An 18866-nucleotide genomic window follows, 5' to 3' on the forward strand; every position below is an offset into this window, starting at 1 on the left:
TCTAATTAACTCATAATTTTGCCTGGAATATCATTCTACTATGTATTTGTGTAATTAATTCTGTCTAACTACTTATTCATCTATAAATTTGACTGTGGGTACTGGTTGACGAGGTTCTACCATAGGACTGGCAATGCTTTTGATCTGTGTCACTCCTTATACTACCACGAGAGTGACAAAAGAGGGTTAAGAACCCGATAGCTGCGGTTCACAGGCTTTTTTGAGGGGTCAGGGTGCGTTAGCGAAGCCCTCGAAGAGGATCGACCTTTGAGTACAACTGATTTGATAGCAGAAGGTCTGAGCCGCTGTTGCACTTGGATGCTGTAAAATTAACTTTATTAACCTGCTTGAAAAGATGACCAATCGCTCTACTCGCGCCCTTTTTCACAGCAAAACACTCAACACTGCTTTGCGCGCTTTTAGCTTTCCGCAAGATATGGAAGTGCGCCACCAAAAATTGGGAACCTGGATTGCTGCACTTAAAACGGGTACGTTAGACGAAGTGAAAGAAGTTTCGCTGCACGGCAGTTTTATTAATGATATTTTTCAGGATGTTTTGGGATACTGCTCGGTAATTCAAGGTGCGGGGAAAGCTTGGGAAATTAACGCAGAACAAACTATATCTGATGGTGGCGGTTCTGCTGACGGGGCGATCGGCTTTTTTACTGCTGCTGACAATCCTAAAGGCGAAACCGTTTCCCTGCAAGGTAAAGTGATTGCTCCGATCGAACTCAAGGGAGCGAAAAATGATTTAGACCGTCCCGCATCCGGGCGATCGGAATCAGCAGTTGACCAAGGTTGGCGCTACGCTAATTATACACCAGATTGTCGCTGGATTATTGTCTCGAATTATCGAGAGTTGCGACTTTATCATACCAATAAAACTCCTGCTTATTACGAACAATTTTTTCTGACTGACTTGGCGGATATTGCAGCTTTTAAGCGGTTTTACTTTCTGCTGTGTCGCCGCAATTTTTTGCCTAAAAACCAAGAGCAAACAGGTTCTGTTGTTGACAGACTGTTAAAAGACTCTGACGAAGCTCAAGAAGAAATTACCAATAAATTATATCAAGAGTACAAAGCAATTAGACTCGCTCTCGTCAAGCATTTTCGCTTTTCTGGGCCGCAGGATATCCCCAACCGCGATCGCGTACTCATCGAAAAAGCTCAAAAAACTTTAGACCGCGTTTTATTCATTGCTTTTTGTGAAGATAAAGGGTTGCTGCCGCGAAACACGCTCAGCACCGCTTACGACCACAAAGACCAATACAATCCTAGATTAATATGGGAAAATTATCAATCTGTATTTCGCTGGGTTGATGTGGGAAATGATGACCCTCCTGTACCGGTATACAACGGCGGTTTATTTAAATTCGATCCGGTTTTAGACGCACAATTGACTGTGCCAAATCCTTTATGCAGTCTGCTGAATAAGCTGACAAGATTTGATTTTGATACCGAAGTTTCCGTCGATATTTTGGGGCATATTTTCGAGCAGTCTGTTACAGATTTGGAAGAGTTAAATGCTGAAACTACCGGACAGGAATACAATCCGAAAAAAGGCAAGCGGAAAACTCAAGGTGTGTTTTACACGCCAGCTTATATTACTCAATATATTGTCGAGGTTTCTCTCGGTGGCTATTTGCAGCGTCGAGAGCAAGAATTGCGCGATTTATTCCTAATGGGCGAAGTTGCTGAAGTGTCGGTTCAGCCGGCAAAAAAAACTGCAATTAAGTTTTGGAAAACGTATCGAGACGAAGTGCTGCAAAAAACGCGCGTCATCGATCCGGCGTGCGGTTCGGGTGCTTTTTTGATTGCGGCTTTTGATTATTTGATGCAGCAGTACGAAAGAGTCGATCGCGAATTGAATGCTTTGGGATGTAAGCCAAAAAACGGCAACTCGCTGGAATTTGACCGAAGCATTTTAAGCAACAACCTGTACGGCGTAGATTTGCTGCCGGAATCGGCCGAAATTATCAAACTTTCCCTGTGGTTGAAGACGGCCCAAGCGGGTAAAACCCTGACGTATTTGGATGATAATATTAAAGCGGGAAACTCGATCGTCGCTGACAGTAATGTAGCAGATACAGCGTTTGATTGGCAAGCTGAATTTCCCCAGATTTTTGCTGATGGCGGTTTTGATGTAGTCATTGGCAATCCGCCTTACGTGCGGCAGGAGTTGCTATCTCCAATTAAACCCTATTTGCAAGCAAATTATGAATCCTATAACGGGGTAGCAGACCTTTATACTTACTTTTATGAACTCGGATTAAACATTCTCAAACCGGGGGGAGTGCTTTCGTATATTGTCACAAATAAATGGCTGCGTTCGGGATACGGCGAACCTCTACGCAAGTTCTTTGCCAGTCAAGCTTTACTAGAGCAAATTATTGATTTCGGACACGCGCCAATTTTTGAGGATGCTGATACTTTTCCCTGTATTGTCGCAGTCAGAAAACCTAACGCTTCTCTATGTATCTCTGAAACTGAAAGCGAGATTGACCAAGGTAAATCTGAACTTAATTCGCCTGTCATTGTTTGTTCGGTTCCGCGCGAGGAACTTGCTAATATCAACCTTACACAATACGTTCAACAACACGGCTATCAAATTTCGCGAGATCGTTTTACTGCGAATGCTTGGAGTTTGGAACCTCCTGCTGTTGATGATTTGATGCAAAAAATTCAACGAGTGGGTGTTCCGCTTAAAGATTTTGCAGGAGTTAAGCCTTATCGAGGTATTTTAACAGGATTGAATGAAGCTTTTTTAATTGATGAAGCTACTAAAAACAGTCTAGTGCAAGCAGACCCTAAATCCGCTGAAATCATCAAGCCATTATTGCGAGGTCAGAACATTAAACGCTGGAGTCCTGAGTGGGAAAACCTTTGGATTATTCTGCTGAAATCTAGCAGCGATAGTGTATGGCCGTGGAGTACCGCAAACGATAAAGCAGAGGAAGTATTTGCACAAACATTTCCATCGGTATATAAGTATATGAAGCCGAGGCAAGAAAAACTGTCTAAGCGTTCCGACCAAGGGCGTTACTGGTGGGAACTGCGATCGTGTGCCTACTATAACGTTTTTCAAGAACCAAAAATTATCACTCAAGATTTGGCTACTTATTCTTGGTTTTGCTTCGTCGATCAAGAGATATACCCAGTGAATACTTGCTATCTATGGCCAACAGGAAATTTTTATATGCTTGGGTGGCTGTGTTCGCCAATAACTTGGTGGATTTGTCACCACACTTTGCAAAAAGGAATTAATGACACACTGCGAATGTTTAGAGAACAGGTAGAAGCTTTACCCATCGCACCACCAACTGACTCAATTCGTGCCGAAGTAGAACCAATTGTCAGCCGTTTAATTGAAATCGCCAAAACTAATCAAGAAACTCACCGAGATGTGTTGCACTGGCTGGAAATCACTTATTTAATTGATAAACTAGGACAAAAACTCGAAGATTTTTCTGCGCTTTCCTTTGCAGAGTTTGTAGCAGAAATCAGAAAGCGGATGCCAAAAACTAAATCCTCCGATCCTCTCGGCGTTGCTGGACTAAAAGCAGTCCGCGAAACTTATAATGAATATGCACCGGCTATTCAATCTCGCAAAGCTGAGGCGTTGAGACTCGAACACCGTTTATCCGATTTAGTTAATCAAGCTTACGGATTGACACCAGAAGAAATAGATTTGATGTGGAAAACAGCACCTCCGCGGATGCCGATCGCCCGACAGATTTGATATAATGTTATATTTTATAAAACTATTATATTATCAAAAATTTGTGTTTTTGGGGGAAGATTTGTTAGACTGGGATTGTTAACTAGCGAGTCGATAGACCATACTTTGTACGCGAGGTGAATCATTATGCTCCAAGCATTTGAAGGAATTTACAGAAATGGAGTCATCGAACTTTTAGAAGTTCCTGAAAACATTTATGAAAGCCGCGTGGTGATTACTTTTTTGGCTGCGCCATCCATTCCTCGATCGCCTACATTTATCCAGTTTGGAATGTTTGCAGGTTCTCATCAATCCACCGAAGCTGATTTCGAGATTGCCGAATTTCAAGGGGATACTGACGATGAATTAGATTGGTCATAGCTGCCGATGAAATATGTCATTGATACCCACGCGCTGATCTGGTTTCTCGAAGGAAATCAAAGATTGGGGACTCAAGCCCAAGCAATTCTCTCCAATTTGACCAGTCAGCTTGTTCTACCTGCGATCGCCTTGGCTGAAGCTGCATGGATTGTAGAACGAAGAAAAACATCAATTCCATCTGTGAATGCTTTGTTGAATGCAGTTAACAGCGATCCTAGAATCGCGATTTATCCACTCGATAGAACCATCATCACCCAAACGCTCAGCTTATTGAGCATCCATGAAATGCACGATCGTCAAATTGTAGCAACCGCAATGATTTTGCAAAATCAAGGTGAAGCTGTTGCGCTGTTGACGTGCGATGGAAATATTACGGCTTCAGGTGTAATTTCTGTTATCTGGTGATTAATAAAACAACGGTTAAAAGAGGAAAGCCAATGTTTCGGAATTATTAAACCGCAGAGAGCGCAGAGGACGCTGAGGAAGAGAAGAGAGAGATGAAAAATTTCGATACCAAGGGATTTGATATGAAGATGAAAAAAGAGGCAACTCGCGTCGCCCCTCTTCTATTTAATCAACTGGAAAATTACACTTCCACAGCGATCTTTTGTTCCGAAGCCTCCGGCGAATTCGCTTCGCTTGGCGGCACAACTTGCCAGAAATTAGGCAAATATTCCGACCAATTTGCTAAAATATTCTCAGCTTTCTTGCTGCCGGTTCGATCGCACTGAGCCTCAATCAACTCCTTCAATTGCGCCTCCCCAGCCGCCGTACAAACCCGCTGCATCTTCACAATCTCTCCGTTGACATGAGCCGGGAAAGTCCCATCTTCATCGAGGAAATAAGCCAAACCGCCAGTCATTCCAGCGCCGACATTCCGGCCGACTTTTCCTAACACGACGATCACGCCCCCAGTCATGTACTCGCAGCAGTGATCGCCCGCACCCTCGATCACTGCTTTCGCCATCGAGTTACGCACCGCAAACCGTTCGCCAGCTTTACCCGCAGCCAACAGAGTTCCCCCCGTCGCACCATACAAACAAGTGTTACCGACGATCGCATTTTCGGAAGCATCATAAGTCGCACCAGCCGGCGGTGCGATCGCGATTTCGCCACCGTGCATTCCTTTACCAACGTAGTCATTGGCTTGGCCTGACAGTACCAGCGTCATCCCCGGCAAATTGAACGCGCCGAAGCTTTGGCCCGCGCTACCAGTGAAGTTGAGGGTGATTTGACCGCTAAAGCCGGTGTTACCGTGTTGCTGTGCGATCGCACCACTGATTCTTGCGCCTACAGTGCGATCGGTATTCACCAATTTTACATTCTTGCTAACAGTGCCGTGATTGGCGATCGCACTTTGAATCTCCGCATCCGCCAGCAAATCATCGTCTAACACTGGCCCGTTGGTGTGTACGTCGCCGTGTATTAAGAAAGATCGATCGCTCTTAGTATCTGGTAACTTGGTCAAACAATCCAAATTAATCGCTTGGGTTTTAGTTAGTTTCACCCCATCGCGCATTTTCAGCAAATCCGCGCGACCGATGATATCTGCGATCGACTTATAACCCAATTTCGCCAGCAAACTCCGCACTTCTTGTGCTACGAAATAGAAGAAATTAACAACGTGTTCCGGTGTACCGGGGAACCGTTTCCGCAAGTGTTCTTGTTGAGTTGTTACCCCCACCGGACAACTATTCATGTGGCAAACCCGAGCCATAATGCAGCCTTCTGCAATCATTGCCACCGTGCCGAAACCGTACTCTTCGCCGCCCATCAAAGCGCCTACAATCACGTCCCAGCCGCTTTTAAAGCCACCGTCAACGCGCAGCAAAACTCGATCGCGCAATTTATTTTCCATCAGCACCCGGTGAACTTCTGTCAATCCGAGTTCCCACGGAGAACCTGCGTGCTTAATCGAACTCAATGGCGAAGCACCGGTGCCGCCATCGTGGCCGGAAATTTGAATCACATCAGCATTTGCCTTGGCGACACCGGCGGCTACAGTCCCGATGCCAACTTCCGACACCAACTTCACAGAAACTCCTGCTTTCGGATTGATTTGGTGCAAGTCAAAAATCAACTGCGCCAAATCCTCGATCGAATAAATATCGTGGTGAGGAGGAGGCGAAATCAGCGTGACACCCGGTTTCGATCGGCGCAAATAAGCAATGTACTCGCTCACTTTCGCCCCTGGCAATTGACCGCCTTCACCCGGTTTCGCACCTTGTGCGATCTTAATTTCGATTTGTTTGGCGTTCATCAGGTACTCAGGAGTCACCCCGAAACGCCCGGAAGCTACCTGTTTGATGGATGAAGAAGCTGTATCGCCGTTCTGCAAACCTTTTAAGTGAGGTAGCGTTTGTGAGAAACCTGCCTCGCTCACATCGTTTAGCACTTTGTAGCGCACCGGGTCTTCGCCGCCTTCGCCGGAGTTGGATTTGCCGCCGATACGGTTCATCGCAATGGCTAGCGTTTCGTGGGCTTCCGGGGACAAAGCGCCGAGGGACATACCGCCGGTGGCGAAGCGCTTGACAATATCTGCTACAGATTCTACGTCTTCAATGGGAATGGAAGGGCGATCGCTCTGGAAATCCAGCAAATCGCGCAAAGCCGTTACCGGGCGGTTTTCGAGCTGTTGCTTGTAAACCTCGTAATGGTCGTAGGCACTTTCACCATTTTTGTCCACCGTGGTGGAAGTTTTTGCTTGAGCCCCGTTACCGTTGCCGTTAGTCTGAGCCTTAAAAGTAGTTACAGCCTTGTGCAAAGCCTTAGCCATTTCCGGGCTGTTCATGTGATATTCACCGCCCCGCCGGTACTGCACAAAGCCGTAATTTTCCAGCTTTTTGAGGTGCAATTCTGGGAAAGCCTGACTGTGGAAAGACATTACCTCATTAGCGAGTTCCGCCACACTCAAACCGCCGATCCGAGAAACCGTGCCTTTGAAACCCAAATCGAGCAAATCACCGCCAATGCCTATCGCCTCAAAGATTTGGGCCCCCTGATAGCTAGCCAGCAGTGAAATCCCCATTTTCGACATAATCTTCAGCAAGCCGTTTTCCACTGCTGTGCGGTATCTAGCTTGAGCCTGTGCCACGGTAATATTGGGAACTTTGCCGTGCTGCATCAAATTTTGAGTCTTGCTGTCAGACCACCAGGCGCGCACGCTTTCCAATGCCAAGTAAGGGCAAACAGCCACCGCCCCGTAACCAATCAAACAAGCGAAGTGGTGAGTGCTCCAACATTGCGCGGTATCAACAACCAGCGAAGTTTGCATCCGCAGGCCGACGCTAATTAAGTGGTGGTGAACCGCACCAACTGCCAGGAAGGGCGGAATATAAGTGAATTCTGCACTCAATCCCACAGAAGATTCGCCTTGTGCCTTCGATAGTCGATCGCTCAAAATCAGAATTCTCGAACCCTCGCGCACCGAAGCAGCCGCCTTTTGACAAAGTTGCTCGACTGCTGTTTTCAAACCAGAAGGCCCAGCAGAAATTTTGTAAAGAGTTGACAATTCCGTAGCTGGGAAAGACTTTTGATCTTTCAAGAAAGACAGTTCAGCGTCGTTGAGTACGGGAGAATCAATTTTCAACCGCTTGGCATTTTCCGGCACTGCTTGCAGTAAATTGCCCCGCAGGCCCACATTCATCGTCAGCGACATCACCATCCCCTCGCGCAGGGGGTCGATCGGCGGATTTGTGACTTGAGCGAACCGCTGTTTGAAATAGTTGTACAGCAACTGAGGCTTTTCTGACAATACAGCTAAGGGAGCGTCGTCGCCCATGCAGAAAGTCGGTTCTTTCCCAGAACTCGCCATCTCGACGATTACCATGTCCAAATCTTCGGCTGTGTAGCCGAAAGCAGTTTGGGTTGCCAACAGCGTTTGCGAGTCTAGGGTTGCTGTTTCGGCAAAAGGCTGCGGTTCCAAGGTTTCGCGGTGTTTTTGCAGCCATTCGCCGTAGGGATGCCGCTTAGCAATGCGCTGCTTGAGTTGCCAATTTTTGAGAATTTCCTTAGTTTGCAGGTCCACTGCAATCATTTGTCCGGGCCCCAAACGGCCTTTTTCGACAATATCTGCTTCGGGAATATCGACAACTCCGGCTTCGGAAGCCACAATTACCAAACCGTCTTTAGTAATGCAGTAGCGGGCCGGCCGCAAACCGTTGCGATCGAGCGTAGCACCTACTTGTTTGCCGTCGCTGAATACCAGCAGTGCGGGGCCGTCCCAAGGTTCTTGAATGCCGCTGTAATATTCGTAAAAATCGACAATTTCTGGATAAGGAGCCAAATCCGGCTGATTTTTGTAAGCTTCGGGCACCAGAATTGTCAGGGATTCCAGGGGGGTGCGGCCCGAGTGTACCAACAACTCCATCACGTTGTCCAAGTTTGCCGAATCGCTGCTTTCGGGATTGACAATTGGGTTGAACGTGTCGATATCAGCTTGAGTCCAATTCGGGTGAGCTAAATTCGCTTGCCGCGCCTTCATCCAGGTAATATTGCCCAACAGCGTGTTAATTTCGCCGTTGTGTCCCAGCAAGCGCATCGGCTGGGCTAAGTGCCAGCGGGGCATGGTGTTGGTGCTGAAGCGCCGGTGATAGACGGCAAAGGAGCTTTTATAAGCGGGATTTTTCAGGTCTGGGTAAAATTCTGCTAGTACAGCCGATCGCACCATGCCTTTATAGACGATCGTGCGGCAGGAAAAAGAGCAAGTATAAAAGTCTTGGCGGGTGAAGTTGGGGCGATTTGACAGCGCGTGTCCGATCGTGCGGCGCGCCAGAAATAGATGTTTGTCGAGTTCGTCTCCGGCTAATTGCGGTGAACTGACAATTACTTGTTCGATTTGAGGTTGATTTTCTAGCGCTTGCTCGCCCAAAACCGACGGTACAATGGGAACTTTGCGCCATCCCACAACTGTCAGCCCGCGATCGGTCAGAACTTGCTCCACCACCTGCCGCGCTATAGTCGCTTGAAATTTATCTTGAGACAGAAACAGCATTCCCACACCGCAGTTTTCCCGTGCGGGAGGCACAATTCCCTGTTCGGCGAACCAAGTATCCAGCAATTCCCAAGGAATCGCGGTCATTAAACCCGCACCATCGCCGGAATCAGAGTCAGCGCTGCAACCACCGCGATGTTCTAGACAAGTTAAAGCTGGGAGCGCTTTTTGAATAATGGAGTGCGTAGCTTCGCCGCTTTGGTTAGCAATAAAACCCACACCGCAGGCATCTCTTTCTTCCACTAACCAGCTTTGGCCGGCGAATGGAGTTCCTCGCTCAGTTTGATGCACGTTTCTGTTTGGATCGATCGTGTTACCCATGTTGATTGAATGTTATTTCCGTGATTGTGTGTTGATGCGTTTTTATAGCTCGGAGAGAGAAGGCTGCCGAGCGGTGGGAGCCTAGTAAACTTTAAGACAGCACATTGGAAGCTGATTTGATTAAAAATTTACGTCTATGCGGCCTGTACCTAGCACTGAAACCCTGTTTGCAGATTTTAAATTATCTCGCTCGCATCGCCTCAGAGATGTCTCCTAGAATACCCTGCTGTTAAAAAGCAGTGATTCTTTGGGCGATCGCCGCCCTGCAACTAGATACATTGCAGCCGATCTAGTTTTTTGTGTGGGTTTTTCCTGAGTCCGCAAGGGTAGCCTTGCAGCGAACACAGGTAGATAGTAACTTTAGCGTTATTTTGCTTGCTGCGCTGTTGAGTTGCTTTCGTCAGCGCCCGCAGACACAAAAGCAACCTGCCCGCTCAGTCGGTAGGTGCAATGTAGCAGCGCGGTTCACAACTGGTGAAACCTGTCTTATTGTGAAGTCAACTCTCAAGCCGCGAACATCAAGTTTATCAAAAAATTGATAAAATTTCACCCATTAGACTTAGAGTTTGCGTGCAAGTCTTGTCAGCGATCGTCCAGAACTCACGCTAAGATGCCTAGCCGAAAAAGGTTGACAGTTTTCCATAACTCAAATTGAGATTTTTTTACCCACAAAGTTTTGTCATCTCAAATCCGTTGGCATCGGAATTATTGTTCTCTCTCTTCCCTTTCTCTGTATCCTCTGCGTCCTCTGCGGTTTAATCATTCCGATACAACCGGAATGGATATCACTCATCAATGCAGGATATTTCAAGGATTTCTAAAACATTAGGAGCATCTGGTAGAGCCTGCGCCGCCTTTTGGAACACGCGCCCAAATGGATACTTGCTTGCTGATTCGGGGAGAGGCAAAAATTTTAGACCACTGTCCAAGCTGCCAGATTCATTGAAGTAAATCTCAAATCTCAAACTCAACTCGACTAACGCTCACAAGCTTGTCCTTGGTAATTTTGTTTGGCTCAACCGTGAGCGTTTTTACAGATTTGATTGGCATGGGGAATATTTCATGCCTATCTTTTATAAAAGAAAGGTTAGTTAGGGGAAATCGTAATACTGCTAAAATGTGCAGATGGTGATTACGCTCAATTCTGCATACAGATAGACCGAAGCCCAGTGATATAAATCATGGTAATCCTATTATATGAGAGATATAATTAAAATAACTTGACACTGATTAAAATAGCAGAGTGCTTGAGAATTCACGCTTTTTTCGTAAGGAAGAGGTTAGCTTAAATTAACCCCGCACACTTGTATTAATGTGTGTTAATGACTCAGCAAATAAGCCAAAAGCTAAAGTAATTTTAGGTCAACGCTATCTCAAAAAAAGTATACAAGCAAAAACAACCAAAATATTAAGTCTGGCTTTAAAAGAGCGCTTTCATAATTTGAGCGACAAAGTAGATTAAACTAAATATAGTTAATCAATAGCACGGCCGATAGAGCGAAAATAGTAGATAGTAACTCTAAAAAGTTTCAGGCTTGACAGAAGCACTAGGAGTAGGTAGGTATGGCTAGCATAACAAATATTTTTCGAGGATATCAAATCAACGAGCAAATATACGCAGGCAATCGAACTCTAGTTTATCGTGGCCGTCGGTCTTCAGATCAGCAGCCCGTAGTGATCAAACTGCTGCGAAATGACTTTCCCCGCTTCAACGAACTCGTTCATTTCCGCAACCAGTACGTCATTGCTAAAAACTTAGAGATCCCCGGCACTGTCAAGGCATACAGCCTGGAGATTTACAATAACCACTATGGTCTGGTGATGGAAGACTTTGGGGGAATTTCCTTAAGTAGTTACCTCGCTAGTCTGGTATTCGCGAGTAACGAACCCCTAAAAGGCTTGCCCATTAACGAGTTTCTTCCCATTGCAATTCAAATTGCCAACTCGCTTGACGGACTTTATCGCCACCACATCATCCATAAAGACCTCAAACCTGCCAACATTCTAATTAACCCCGCCAGCAAACAAGTTAAGCTGATTGACTTCAGCATCGCTTCCCTTTTGCCGCGCCAAACGCAAGAAATTCAAAATCCCAACCTCCTGGAAGGCACTTTACCTTACATATCTCCCGAACAAACTGGGCGAATGAACCGAGGCATTGATTACCGCACGGATTTCTACTCTCTGGGAGTTACATTCTACGAACTGCTAACGAGACAGTTGCCTTTCCAAAGCGAAGATCCGATAGAGTTAGTACACTGTCACCTTGCCAAGCAGCCTATCCCACTCCATCACCTTAACAAAAGCGTTCCCTTGGTGCTGTCTGAAATTGTTAGCAAACTGATGGCGAAGAATGCTGAAGATAGGTATCAAAGTGCGATCGGACTCAAGTTTGATTTGGAAAATTGTTTGTACCAGTGGCAAAAAACTGGAGAAATCGCCTCTTTTAAACTAGGACAGCGAGATTTGTGCGATCGCTTCATCATTCCCGAAAAATTATACGGTAGAGAGAACGAAGTATTCTCCCTACTAGCAGCCTTCGATCGCGTGAGTGCAGGAAGCGCGGAAATGATTCTGGTGGCTGGCTTCTCAGGTATTGGCAAAACCGCCGTCGTCAACGAAGTTCACAAACCGATTGTCGCAGCTAGAGGCTACTTCATTAAAGGCAAATTCGACCAACTTGAACGCAGCCAACCCTTCTCAGCTTTTGTACAAGCTTTTCGCGATTTAATGAACCAATTGCTGAGCGAAACAGATGCGAAAGTTGAACAGTGGAAGACTCAAATCCTGGCAGCATTAGGCGAGAATGCTCAGGTAATCGTTGAGGTAATTCCTGAACTAGAACGGATTATCGGAGAGCAACCACCCGCACCAGAACTTTCGGGCAGTGCGGTCCAAAATCGCTTCAATCGCTTATTAGAGAACTTCATTCAACTATTCACAACCGAAGAACATCCCCTAGTCATCTTCTTAGATGATTTGCAATGGGCCGACTCAGCCTCATTAAAGTTGATTCAACTTTTGACGAGCGATCGCTCACGACGGTATCTCTTGTTAATTGGAGCGTATCGAGATAACGAAGTCAGTCCCGTACACCCTTTGGTGGTGACATTATCCGAAATTCAACAAACGGGAGCCACAGTCAACACCATTACCCTCGCACCGCTCGATTGCTTCAATTTAAATTGTTTGATTGCCGATACTTTAGTTTGTTCTAAAGCGTTGGCTATGCCTTTGACAGAACTCGTTTATCAGAAAACCCAAGGCAATCCCTTTTTTAGCACACAATTCCTCAAATCTTTGCATGAAGATGGGATAATTGAGTTTAATTTGGAAGCTCGGTATTGGCAGGGCGATATCGCCCTAGTGCGAACCTTGGCACTAACGGATGATGTAGTAGCATTCATGGCAATTCAGTTGCGAAAGTTGCCAATCAGGACACAGGAAGTTTTAAAGTTAGCTGCTTGTATTGGCAATCAATTTGATTTGGCGACCTTAGCAATTGTTGATGAAAATTTGCCAACAGAAACAGCAACAGCTTTGTGGAAAGCATTGCAAGAAGGGTTGATTTTACCAGTTAGCGATGTTTATAAATTTTATCAACAATGTAGTAAAGACTTAGCTGAACCAGCGGGCAGGGAAGAGAGCGCTAACTTATTAACTAGCAATGAACAATTAGCGAAATACAAGTTTTTGCATGACCGCGTACAACAGGCTGCCTATTCTCTCATTCCCGAAGACCAAAAACGCTCGACCCACTTAAAGATAGGGCAACTGCTGTTTAAGCAAACATCGGAAGTCGAGCGGGAAGAAAGAGTTTTTGAAATGGTTAATCATTTGAATAGGGCGATTAAGCTGGTTAGCGATCCGGTGCAACGGCAAAAATATGCCCAGTTAAATCTAATAGCTGGACGAAAAGCAAAAGCCGCAACAGCGTATGCTGCCGCCTTTGAGTGCTTGAGTAAGGGAATTGAATTATTAGCCACGGATTGTTGGGACAGCCAGTACCAACTCACATTAAACCTATATGAGGAAGCAGTTGAAGCGGCATTCCTGAGCGGTGAATTTGAACAAATGGATCAATGGGTGCAAATCGTGTTGCAGCAAGCCCAAACCTCTCTGGATACTGTGAAAGTTTATACAGTGCGAATTCAAAGTTACATCGCTCAAAATAATTTACCCTTAGCAGAAAAGACTGCGCTGATTGTTCTCAAACAACTGGGCGTAGAATTTCCAGATAATCCCAGCCCGGAGAAGGTTCAGCAAACCCAGGAAGAAACGAAACGCAAGTTCGCCAGCCACAGGTTGGAAGAATTGATTAATCTTCCAAAGATGACCGACTCCTATTATCTGGCAGCGCTGCGAATTTTAGGCACGGTTGTGTCGGCTTCTTATCAGTCTGCATCTAAATTATTCCCGCTGATTGTGTGCAAGCCAATAGAACTATCCCTGACTTATGGAAATGCACCTACATCTGCTTTTAGTTATGCTTGGTATGGTTTAATTCATGCAGGAACAGGAGGGGATATTGATATCGGCTATCAATCTGGTGAGGTAGCTTTAGGTCTCCTAAATCATCTGAAAAGCAAAGAGTTAAAAACCAAAACTTACAATCTTGTTTATGGCTATGTCCGGCATTGGAAACGCTACCCCGAAGATTCTTTGCCATTCTTATTAGAAGCCCATCAAATTGCCCTAGAAGCAGGAGAATTAGAATATGCTGCCTATGGACTTTACAATTATACGGCGCTTTCTTTCTCTATGGGCAGAGACTTGGCGGAAATGGAGCGGGAGACAGAAACATTTGAGCGCGCTATTCATCAGATTCGTCAGGGAAACGCACTCAGTTTCGTGAAAATTTTTCGGCAGGCTGTTTTGAACTTGCGAGGCAAAACCGATAACCCCTGCCGTTTGGTTGGGGAAGCTTATGATGAAGACATCATGATACCGCAGCATCAAGCTAATAAGGTGCAGTATGCGATTTGCAGCGTTTATCTCAACAAGTTGATTCTCGGTTATTTGTTTGAAAACTCTCAACAAGCGCTGGAAAATGCCGTGCTAGCAGAGCAATATTCGGATGCTCTAACAGCAGGGCTTCAGTATTCGCTGATTTATTTCTATGGGTCTCTAACGTACTTAGGGGTGTATGCAGAGGCTGATGCGGAAACACAAGCTGCACTCCTAAAAAAAGTAGCAGTAAATCAGGCAAAAAGCCAGCGATGGGCGGAGTATGCCCCTATGAATCACTTGCATAAGTTCTATTTGGTCGAGGCAGAGCGTCATCGCGTTTTAGGACAGCAAGTTGAGGCGATGGATTTTTACGATCGCGCGATCGCTCTGGCTAAAGAAAACAAATACCTCAATGAAGAAGCTTTGGCAAATGAGCTGGCTGCAAAATTTTATTTACAATGGGGTAAAGAAAAAATTGCTCAACTTTATCTAATTGATGCCTACTATGCCTACTCTCGTTGGGGAGCTAAAGCGAAAATTGACGACATAGAACAACGCTATTCTCAATTGCTGGCTCCTATTTTGCAACATCATCAAGTTCGTTTGTTCGAGGTAGTGACTACCTCCCATGACACCTCATCTTCTAGCAAAAACCAAACAATTGCTGGAAGTACGAGTACCGCAGTAATAGATTTACCAACTGTTATCAAAGCTTATCAAGTTCTGTCGAGCGAAATTAAGCTTGAACAATTGCTCACTACGCTGATGGAAGTGGCGCTTCAGAATGCAGGCGCTCAAACAGGAGTATTGATTTTGAAAGAAGAGGAAAACTGGAAAATTGCCGTCCACTGTAGCGATAGCCAAGGCTGTATTCTGCAAGAAACTATTGGGATCGAGGAGAGCGAATCAATTCCCCAGACTGTGATTAATTACGTTAAACGTAGCACTGAAACCCTAGTTTTCGATGATATCAAGACGGAATTAATATTTACTTCTGACCCCTATATCAAGCAGCACCAACCTAAGAGCATCCTATGTACTCCGATTATCCATCAAGGCAAAATGATGGCAATTCTGTATTTGGAAAATAATCTGACGACGGGGGCATTCACTGGCGATCGCGTCGCCCTCCTCAACATCCTCTGCTCCCAAGCTGCTATCTCGCTGGAAAACGCCCGATTGTATCAACAATCTCAACAACTTTATCAACAATCTCAGGATTATGCCCAAAAACTGGAGCAGTCTATCCAGAATCTCAAACAGATGCAACTGCAATTGGTACAGGGTGAAAAGATGTCTGCTTTGGGAAATTTAGTCGCAGGGGTAGCCCACGAAATTAACAATCCCGTAGGCTTTATCGCTGGCAACTTGCAACCTGCTCAAGAATACGTGGGGGATTTATTCAATTTGATTGATTTGTATCAAGAAAATTTTCCCAATCCGGGAGGGGACATTGAAACAGAAATTAAGGATATGGACTTGGAGTATTTGCGAGAAGATTTGCCCAAATTGATTGGCTCGATGAAGGAAGGAGTCGAGCGCATCCGCAATATCAGTACGAGTCTGAGAACGTTTTCCAGAGCAGATAGCGATAGACCAGTTGCTTTCAATATTCACGATGGACTTGAAAGCACTCTGCTAATTCTCAAGCACCGTTTAAAAGCCAGCGAGTTCCGCCCTGCCATTGAAGTTGTGAGAGAGTATGGTAACTTACCCCTCATAAAATGCTTTCCCGGACAGTTAAACCAGGTATTTATGAATGTGCTGGCTAATGCTATTGACGCTTTGGAGGAGTTAAATAAGGGGCGGAGTTTTAGTGAAATTAAAAACCTACCTAATCAAATCACGGTTCAAACAGCTCTGAGCGAAGACAATAATCAGGTTTTGATTCGGATTAAGGATAATGGAGTGGGGATGTCGGCGGAAGTCCAGGAAAACATCTTTAACCACTTATTCACAACCAAGCCTGTGGGTCAAGGAACTGGATTAGGATTGTCGATCGCACACCAAATTGTTGTGGAAAAACATGGAGGTACGTTATTCGTAAATTCTTCTTTGGGGCAGGGTTCGGAGTTTGTGATTTCTATTCCGGGGTGAGCCTTTTGTAGTAGGGCTTGAGGGCAATTAGTGCGATTGGCTAAAAATATCGGATTTAGTAAGAAGAAACATACGGATTTTCCGGGTTTCTAAATCCCCATGCGTTTAGAAGTGAAATTGTGAGTTGTAAGCTGTGAAACGTAATTTTTTCTATTGGCGTCTAATATTGTCAGTCTCGATTTTACCCGTACTGGCGATGATCGCCCCGTCTTTAGTCGGGAATCAACCCGCAAGAGCACAAGATGGGGAGAGGGCTGGCTTGATTCATGCTTCGAGATCCCGCCAGGGAATGAATTCCCTGGCTGATAGCGAAAGTCGGTTAAAACCGACTGAAATATTCACCGATAGTTCTCTTGAGAGAACTTCAGCTATGAGACAGGGGTTTCAACCCCTGTCGGACTATAAGTTTTTGGCTCAATCTGTACCGCCATCTTCGAGAATTAGACAAGGCCGCCAAGTGTCCCTAAACGGCCGCCTTCTCCCCCTAAGTTGGACTCAGCAGCCGGCAAACAACACTTCTGGGGATTTCCGAACTTGGATTGCTGATGTAGGATTGATGCAAAGTGCGGGAGTGGATTTGCTTAGCAGCGCCGATAGTGCCAAACAACCGGTGCAGTGGTTTTCGGTATCTTTAACCAGCGCTCAAAGCTTAGCAGCGCGGGCAACAGGCCGGTATCGTTACTTAGATGTTACAGATTTTGCTAGACTTGCGGGCTGGGAGATATCTGCTGATGGGAATATTCTAAAAATTACTTCTCAAACTGCAAGTGTTACCGGAATTCGGCAAGCAGAAATAGAATCGGGCGATCGCATTGTAGTAGATCTCGATCGACCAACTCCTTGGCAAGTCAACTTTGTCAATAAACCAATCCCGTCGCCGACACCCAAACCCAACCCCCCGGACGACCCCACAAAGCCCGCTATCCCACTGCCAAACCTCCGCGCAGCACCAAACCTCGAAACACCCGACGACCCGACCAAACCCACCCTCCCGCTGCAAATAACGCCCGCAGCACCGATCGCCGGTCAAGAATGGTCGATCGCGATCGATGCCAAAGTCGCACCCGCCATAATTCAGCAGACTTTCTCAACCAGCAAACAATTGCTATCACTAAAAGTCGAACCTGACGGCGTTCAAACCCGAGTCAAAGTGAGGATTCCTTTGGGTTGGCGGCCGCAAGTTTTCAGCCTGGGAAATCCCAATCGATTAGTTATCGATATTCGCCCAGATTCGTTAGTAGAAAAAAACATTGTTTGGGCGCCCGGTGTGCTGTGGCGGCAGCAGTATCAGATTTTAGGAACCGCGCGTTTTCCGGTAGTTTGGTTAGAAGTGAATCCGCGTCAAGCTGGTGTAAAAATTCGACCAATTCTCAGTAATCCGCCTGCAGATCAAGGCACTGCACCTTTATTGCAAACAGCCGAAGTTTCGGGAGTGGCTGCGGCGATTAATGCAGGGTTTTTCAATCGGATAAATCGCTTAGCTTTGGGGGCAATTCGGCGGGACAATAAATGGCTTTCCGGGCCGATATTGAACCGGGGGGCGATCGCGTGGAACGATCGCGGAGAATTTGCGATCGATCGTTTAACTTTGCAAGAAATTTTGATCACTCCGGCAAATCAATTTTTGCCTGTTTCTCATCTCAATAGTGCCTACGTACAACCGGGAATCGGTCGCTACAATTCGGATTGGGGAACAACTTATACTCCGTTGTCTGGCAATGAAATAGTTGTGACTGTTGCGGGCGATAGAGTTGTCAGCCAATCCCCCGGAGGTGCGGCCGGAACAACAACTTTTCCCATTCCAGCTAACGGTTATATTTTGGTTTTGCGTGCCGATTCGTTCCCGGCATCTGAACTCTCTATCGGCACTTTATTGCGTTTAGAAACTAACACTTTTCCTGCTGATTTCAACCGTTTTCCTTACATTCTTGGCGGCGGGCCGGTGTTGGTAAAAAACAGTCAAGTTGTGCTGGATGCTAGGGCGGAAGGGTTTAGCGATGCCTATGTTAGACAGACAGCAATTAGAAGTGCGATCGGGCGAAATGCTGCGGGGAATTTGCTGATTGTAGCGGTGCACAATCGCGCGGGCGGGGCGGGACCCAACTTCGCAGAACTGGCGCAGATATTGCAGCAAATGGGTGCTGTGGAGGCTTTAAATTTGGATGGGGGAAGTTCGACGAGTTTGTATTTGGGAGGTAGTTTGCTCGATCGACCTCCGTCAACTGCTGCGAGAGTTCATAATGTGATCGGTATTTTCATTCAACCATAAGTAGTTAATTTTCGACATTAATTTTCGGCGGTTAGAAACCGCTACTACACAAACAAAGTCCACCTACGTAAACTGGGAAATGTAAATTTCCCAACCTGCTGAGGCAGGTTTCGTCTGTGTAGCTGCGGTTTCCAACC

The 18866-nt window shown here is 45.9% G+C and carries 6 protein-coding genes; 5 read left to right on the top strand and 1 reads right to left on the bottom strand.

The features are described 5' to 3' along the window. Positions 1-355 precede the first annotated feature (355 nt). The 3 genes from QUA24_RS13640 (at position 356) to QUA24_RS13650 (ending at position 4504) form a co-directional block, all read left to right on the top strand. On the top strand, positions 356-3739 hold the full coding sequence (locus QUA24_RS13640) for an Eco57I restriction-modification methylase domain-containing protein (RefSeq protein ID WP_333230357.1): 3384 nt from the start codon (positions 356-358) through the stop codon (positions 3737-3739). A 126-nt stretch (positions 3740-3865) separates the two neighbouring features. Continuing rightward, positions 3866-4099, top strand: coding sequence for a hypothetical protein (locus QUA24_RS13645; RefSeq protein ID WP_333230358.1), 234 nt, complete (start codon positions 3866-3868; stop codon positions 4097-4099). 6 nt (positions 4100-4105) lie between these two features. Continuing rightward, on the top strand, positions 4106-4504 hold the full coding sequence (locus tag QUA24_RS13650; protein WP_333230359.1) for a PIN domain-containing protein: 399 nt from the start codon (positions 4106-4108) through the stop codon (positions 4502-4504). 181 nt (positions 4505-4685) lie between these two features. Here the strand turns inward: QUA24_RS13650 and gltB are convergent, their stop codons facing one another. Further along, on the bottom strand, positions 4686-9413 hold the full coding sequence (gltB, locus tag QUA24_RS13655) for a glutamate synthase large subunit (protein ID WP_333230360.1): 4728 nt from the start codon (positions 9411-9413) through the stop codon (positions 4686-4688). Positions 9414-10976: 1563 nt separating this feature from the next. Between gltB and QUA24_RS13660 the strand changes: the two genes are divergently transcribed. Together QUA24_RS13660 and QUA24_RS13665 are read left to right on the top strand one after the other, a co-directional pair. Beyond that, positions 10977-16460: an AAA family ATPase gene (locus QUA24_RS13660; protein ID WP_333230361.1), complete on the top strand. Its 5484-nt coding sequence runs from the start codon at positions 10977-10979 to the stop codon at positions 16458-16460. Between the two features lie 133 nt (positions 16461-16593). Next, positions 16594-18729 carry a phosphodiester glycosidase family protein gene (locus QUA24_RS13665; protein WP_333230362.1) on the top strand — a complete coding sequence of 712 codons (2136 nt, stop codon included), beginning with the start codon at positions 16594-16596 and terminating at the stop codon, positions 18727-18729. Positions 18730-18866 lie beyond the last annotated feature (137 nt).

The sequence above is a fragment of the Microcoleus sp. Pol12B5 genome, assembly GCF_036701335.1.
GTDB lineage: Bacteria > Cyanobacteriota > Cyanobacteriia > Cyanobacteriales > Microcoleaceae > Microcoleus.